The organism is Serratia sp. 506_PEND (genome assembly GCF_001076875.1).
GTDB classification, from domain to species: Bacteria; Pseudomonadota; Gammaproteobacteria; order Enterobacterales; family Enterobacteriaceae; genus Serratia; species Serratia marcescens.
In genome coordinates, this window is sequence record NZ_JVEL01000495.1 from 271 (window position 1) to 6,105 (window position 5,835).

The 5,835-nt window shown below is 60.9% G+C and carries 4 protein-coding genes and 1 pseudogene; 2 read left to right on the forward strand and 3 right to left on the reverse strand.

Features of this window, described 5'->3' with window-relative positions; translation table 11 throughout:
* A pseudogene (locus tag ADK28_RS33080) lies at positions 1–128 on the forward strand (DapH/DapD/GlmU-related protein); the annotation flags it as partial.
* Positions 129–159: 31 nt separating this feature from the next.
* Here the strand turns inward: ADK28_RS33080 and ADK28_RS19925 are convergent.
* On the reverse strand, positions 160–1,212 hold the full coding sequence (locus ADK28_RS19925; RefSeq protein ID WP_016930261.1) for an NAD(P)-dependent alcohol dehydrogenase: 1,053 nt from the start codon (positions 1,210–1,212) through the stop codon (positions 160–162).
* 229 nt (positions 1,213–1,441) lie between these two features.
* Complete coding sequence (gene uvrA, locus ADK28_RS19930; RefSeq protein ID WP_048796469.1) at positions 1,442–4,273, reverse strand: excinuclease ABC subunit UvrA; 2,832 nt, start codon at positions 4,271–4,273, stop codon at positions 1,442–1,444.
* A 277-nt stretch (positions 4,274–4,550) separates the two neighbouring features.
* Between uvrA and ssb1 the strand changes: the two genes are divergently transcribed.
* Positions 4,551–5,081 carry a single-stranded DNA-binding protein SSB1 gene (gene ssb1, locus ADK28_RS19935; protein WP_004936793.1) on the forward strand — a complete coding sequence of 177 codons (531 nt, stop codon included), beginning with the start codon at positions 4,551–4,553 and terminating at the stop codon, positions 5,079–5,081.
* Between the two features lie 85 nt (positions 5,082–5,166).
* On the opposite strand, the gene ADK28_RS19940 is transcribed toward ssb1, so the two are convergent.
* On the reverse strand, positions 5,167–5,835 hold a 669-nt coding region (locus tag ADK28_RS19940), incomplete at its 5' end, for a cyclase family protein (protein WP_048796470.1).

A 5,835-nucleotide genomic window follows, 5' to 3' on the forward strand; every position in this document is an offset into this window, starting at 1 on the left:
CGGTGATCAATCCGGGGGTGACCATCGGCGATAATGCGGTCGTGGCCTCCGGCGCGGTGGTGACCAAAGACGTGCCGGCCAACTGCGTGGTGGGCGGCAACCCGGCCAGGGTCATCAAGCAGCTATAAAAAAACGGGCGCCGCCGGGCGCCCGCCGTCATCAGGCTCGCAGCGAGTCGATATCCACCACGAAGCGGTACTTCACGTCGCTTTTCAGCATGCGCTCATAGGCCTCATTAATTTGCTGCATCGGGATCAGCTCGATATCGGACGTGATGCCGTGTTGGCCGCAGAAGTCCAGCATCTCTTGCGTTTCCGCGATGCCACCGATCAGCGAACCGGCGATGCGGCGGCGCTTCATGATCAGGTTGAACACCTGCGGCGACGGATGATCGTGCTCCGGCGCGCCGACCAGCGTCAGGGTGCCGTCGCGGCGCAGCAAGTTGAGGAACGGGTTCAGATCGTGCTGAGCCGCTACCGTGTTGAGGATGAAGTCGAAGCTATTAACGTGCTGCGCCATCTCATCCGGGTTGCGCGAAATCACCACTTCATGGGCGCCGAGGCGCTTGGCGTCTTCGATTTTCGACGGCGAGGTGGTGAACAGCACCACGTGCGCGCCCATCGCCCGCGCCAGTTTGACGCCCATGTGCCCCAGCCCGCCGAGGCCGACGATGCCGACCTTTTTGCCTGGCCCCGCACCCCACTGGCGCAGCGGCGAATAGGTGGTGATGCCGGCGCACAGCAGCGGCGCGACCCCGGCCGGATCGAGGTTTTCCGGCACGCGCAGCACGAAGTCCTGATCCACCACCAGATTGGTGGAGTAGCCGCCGTAGGTTACGGCGCCGGTGTGGCGATCCTGGCCGTTATAGGTGCCGGTAAAGCCGTTCTCGCAATACTGTTCCAGCCCCTCATCGCAGCTCGGGCAGCTGCGGCAGGAATCCACCATGCAACCGACGCCGACCAGATCGCCGACCCGGTAACGCGAGACATGGTCGCCGACGGCGCTAACGCGGCCGACGATTTCGTGGCCCGGCACCACCGGGTAAATCGTATTGCTCCATTCATTGCGCGCCTGGTGCAGATCCGAGTGGCAGACGCCGCAGAACAACACCTGAATTTGCACATCGTGGTCGCGCAGGGCGCGCGGCTGGTAATCGAAAGGCACCAGCGCAGACTTCGCGTCATGCGCGGCATAGGCATGGGTAATGTTCATGGTCGCTCCAGTTATCAATGTATGGGGGACAACGTTTGACCGGCAGCGAAGTGCCGGCGAGACGCGGCCTGAATCAGACAGGGCGGCCGCCGAGGGAACATTGATGATAAAAGCGGTGAGTGCGGAGGGAAATGCCTGAAAATGTCGAAATCTTGCCCGTTTCTGTTTGATTGCGGGGAAACGGGTCAGCGTGCGGACCGCCTGAGCGACGGCCCGCACGCCGGCGGCATTACTGGTTCAACAGCGGCTTCAGGAAGCGTGCGGTGTGCGATTTCTCACAATCGGCCACCGTTTCCGGCGTGCCGGCGACCAGGATCTCGCCGCCGCCGCTGCCGCCTTCCGGCCCCAGATCGACGATCCAGTCGGCGGTCTTGATCACATCCAGGTTATGCTCGATGACCACGATGGTATTGCCCTGATCGCGCAACTGATGCAGCACCGCCAACAGCTGTTGGATATCGGCGAAGTGCAGACCGGTGGTCGGTTCGTCGAGGATATACAGCGTTTGGCCGGTGCCGCGCTTCGACAGTTCGCGCGCCAGCTTGACGCGCTGCGCTTCACCGCCGGAGAGCGTGGTGGCCGACTGGCCGAGGCGGATGTAGGACAGGCCGACATCCATCAGGGTCTGCAGCTTGCGCGCCAGCGCCGGCACCGCGTCGAAGAAATCGCGCGCTTCTTCGATGGTCATCTCCAGCACTTCGTGGATGCTCTTGCCCTTGTACTTCACTTCCAGCGTTTCGCGGTTATAACGCTTGCCCTTGCACTGGTCGCACGGCACGTAGATGTCCGGCAGGAAGTGCATCTCGACCTTGATCACCCCGTCGCCCTGGCAGGCTTCACAGCGTCCGCCCTTGACGTTGAAGCTGAAGCGGCCCGGCGTGTAACCGCGGCTGCGCGATTCCGGCACGCCGGCGAACAGCTCGCGCACCGGGGTGAAGATGCCGGTGTAGGTGGCCGGGTTGGAGCGCGGCGTGCGGCCGATCGGGCTCTGATCGATGTCGATCACCTTGTCGAAATGTTCGAGGCCGGTCACTTCGCGGAACGGCGCCGGTTCGGCGATGGTGGCGCCGTTGAGCTGGCGCTGGGCGATCGGGAACAGCGTATCGTTGATCAGCGTCGATTTGCCGGAACCGGAAACGCCGGTGATGCAGGTAAACAGACCGACCGGCAGCGTCAGCGTCACGTCCTTCAGGTTGTTGCCGCGCGCGCCGCTCAGCTTCAGCACCTTGGTCGGATCGGCCTGCACGCGCTGCGCGGGGATGGCGATCTCGCGCTTGCCGCTGAGGAACTGGCCGGTCAGTGATTCCGGCTGCGCCATGATGTCGTCGACGGTGCCTTCCGCCACCACCTGGCCGCCGTGTACGCCGGCGCCGGGGCCGATGTCGATCACGTGATCGGCGGCGCGGATGGCGTCTTCGTCATGCTCCACCACGATCACCGTGTTGCCGAGGTTGCGCAGGTGGATCAGCGTTTCCAGCAGGCGCTCGTTGTCGCGCTGGTGCAGGCCGATCGACGGCTCATCCAGCACGTACATCACGCCCACCAGGCCGGCGCCGATCTGGCTGGCCAAACGGATTCGCTGTGCTTCGCCGCCGGAGAGCGTCTCCGCCGAGCGAGACAGTGACAGGTAGTTCAGGCCGACGTTCACCAGGAATTTCAGGCGGTCACCGATCTCTTTCAGCACTTTCTCGGCGATTTTGGCGCGCTGGCCGCTGAGCTTCATGTTCTGGAAGAAGGTCATCGCATGGCCGATGCTCAGATCGGAGATTTCCGGCAGCGTGGTGTCTTCGACGAACACGTTGCGCGCTTCTTCACGCAGGCGAGTGCCGTGGCACGAGGCGCAAGGGCGGTTGCTGATGAACTTCGCCAGCTCTTCGCGCACCGCGCTGGACTCGGTCTCTTTATAGCGGCGCTCCATGTTGTGCAGCACGCCTTCAAACGGATGGCGGCGCACGGTGGTGTCACCGCGATCGTTGATGTATTTGAATTCTATCGACTCTTTACCGGAGCCGCTCAGCACCGCCTTCTGCACGTTGGCGCTCAGGGTGTTGAATGGCGCTTCGACGTCGAACTCATAGTGCTCCGCCAGCGAGCGCAGCATCTGGAAATAGTAGAAGTTGCGGCGATCCCAGCCGCGGATCGCGCCGCCGGCCAGCGACAGCTCGGGGTTTTGCACCACGCGATCCGGATCGAAGAACTGCTGCACGCCCAGGCCGTCGCAGGTCGGGCAGGCGCCGGCCGGGTTGTTGAAGGAAAACAGGCGCGGTTCCAGCTCGCGCATGCTGTAGCCGCAGATCGGGCAGGCGAAGTTGGCGGAGAACAGCAGCTCATCCGCTTTTTCGTCGTCCATGTCCGCCACCACCGCGGTGCCGCCGGACAGCTCCAGCGCGGTTTCGAACGACTCGGCCAGGCGCTGCGCCATGTCGTCGCGCACCTTGAAACGGTCGACCACCACTTCGATGGTGTGTTTCTTCTGCAGCTCCAGCTTCGGCGGATCGGACAGATCGCACACTTCGCCGTCGATGCGCGCGCGGATATAGCCCTGGGCGGCCAGGTTTTCCAACGTTTTGGTGTGCTCGCCCTTGCGGTCTTTCACCACCGGCGCCAACAGCATCAGGCGCTTGCCTTCCGGCTGGCTCAGCACGTTATCGACCATTTGGCTGACGGTTTGCGCCGCCAGCGGCACATGGTGGTCCGGGCAGCGCGGCTCGCCGACGCGGGCGAACAGCAGGCGCAGGTAGTCGTGGATCTCGGTAATGGNGGTGCCGACCGTGGATCGCGGGTTGTGCGAGGTGGATTTCTGCTCGATGGAGATCGCCGGCGACAGGCCTTCGATATGATCGACGTCCGGTTTTTCCATCAGCGACAGGAACTGGCGCGCATAGGCGGAGAGTGATTCGACATAGCGCCGCTGCCCTTCGGCGTACAGCGTATCGAAAGCCAGCGAAGACTTGCCGGAACCGGACAGGCCGGTGACGACGATCAGTTTGTCACGCGGGATGATCAGGTTGATGTTTTTCAGATTATGGGTTCGAGCACCACGAACTTCGATATTGTCCATTTACACTTCCCGTCTTGATGATACACCGCGCCTGTCGCGATTTTTGCGGGGGATTTTGTGATGGATCTCGCAAAAAACCGGCACAGCCTGGTCGAAACGCATAATTATGACACAAAAAAACCTGAATGAATATCCAGTATGCGAATGCAACAAGGCCGATCGAAAAGACAATTCTGGAATGCAATTCGCACTTATCAACACGGGTGTGGTTTCGCACTCAGCGTGGTAAACTGACGCGTTTATACTGTGTAGAAATCAATCATCGGGAGAAGTGCTCATGGCCAGCAGAGGCGTAAACAAAGTAATTCTGGTCGGGAATCTGGGTCAGGATCCAGAAGTCCGTTACATGCCGAACGGCGGCGCAGTGGCCAACATTACCCTGGCGACCTCCGAAAGCTGGCGTGACAAGGCGACCGGCGAACAGAAAGAGAAGACCGAATGGCACCGCGTCGTGTTGTTCGGCAAACTGGCCGAAGTGGCGGGCGAATACCTGCGTAAAGGCTCTCAGGTCTACATCGAAGGCTCCCTGCAGACCCGTAAATGGCAGGATCAGAGCGGCCAGGATCGCTACACCACCGAGATCGTGGTTAACGTCGGCGGCACCATGCAGATGCTGGGCGGCCGTCAGGGCGGCGGCGCACCGGCAGGTCAATCTGCCGGCGGCCAGGGCGGTTGGGGCCAGCCTCAGCAGCCACAGGGCGGCAACCAGTTCAGCGGCGGCCAGCAGCAGTCTCGCCCGGCGCAGAACAGCGCACCGGCGACCAGCAACGAACCACCAATGGATTTCGACGACGATATTCCGTTCTAAGCCTAGCGACAGCGCTAAAAAAACCCCGCTCAGGCGGGGTTTTTTGTGCTCGTTAGCCGCTGATTTTCTGCGGCGGTGTCGCCAATCAGTAAATTGCTACCGGGTTGATGTTGACCTGGGTTGAACCGACATACAGCGGTTGCCCCAGTACGAACAGGAATTCCCAGGTTTTCGTGCGCACCAGTGGGCGGCTGTCGATCAGCTCCAGGTTATAGACGCCGCGTTTGGCCAGCAGGTACTGGTTGACCGGGAACTCTTCGTCATTTTTCGGGTTGGGGTAAACTTCGGAGGCCCAGGTATCACCGCCGAAGGCCACGATGCCTTGGTCGGCCAACCATTTCGCCGCTTCCATGCCGATGCCCGGTTCAACTTCCAGGAACTTTTTATTGTCTTTGCCAATCAGCTCCAGCCAGCCGGTATTGAACAAGACAACGTCGCCTTTGCGTAAACTGATGCCCTGCTTTTTAAGCACCGCTTGAATATCCGCAACGGAAAATTCGGTGCCGCCCGGAACGATCGCTTTATTATAATAAGCCGTCATATCGAGTACGACGCCGCGTGTGACCATGGGCGGCACTTTTTCCACGCCCAATTTTTTCACGCCATCTACGGTGACGAAGTCCGCCGCCTTATTGCCGTTATAATAAACGTTGTCGATGCCGATATGGCCAATGCCATTCAACTGGGTGCCGACGCCGGTCCAGGCATTCACCAATTCATCATTAAAGGTGAATTTATTTGGGCCAAGCGTTTT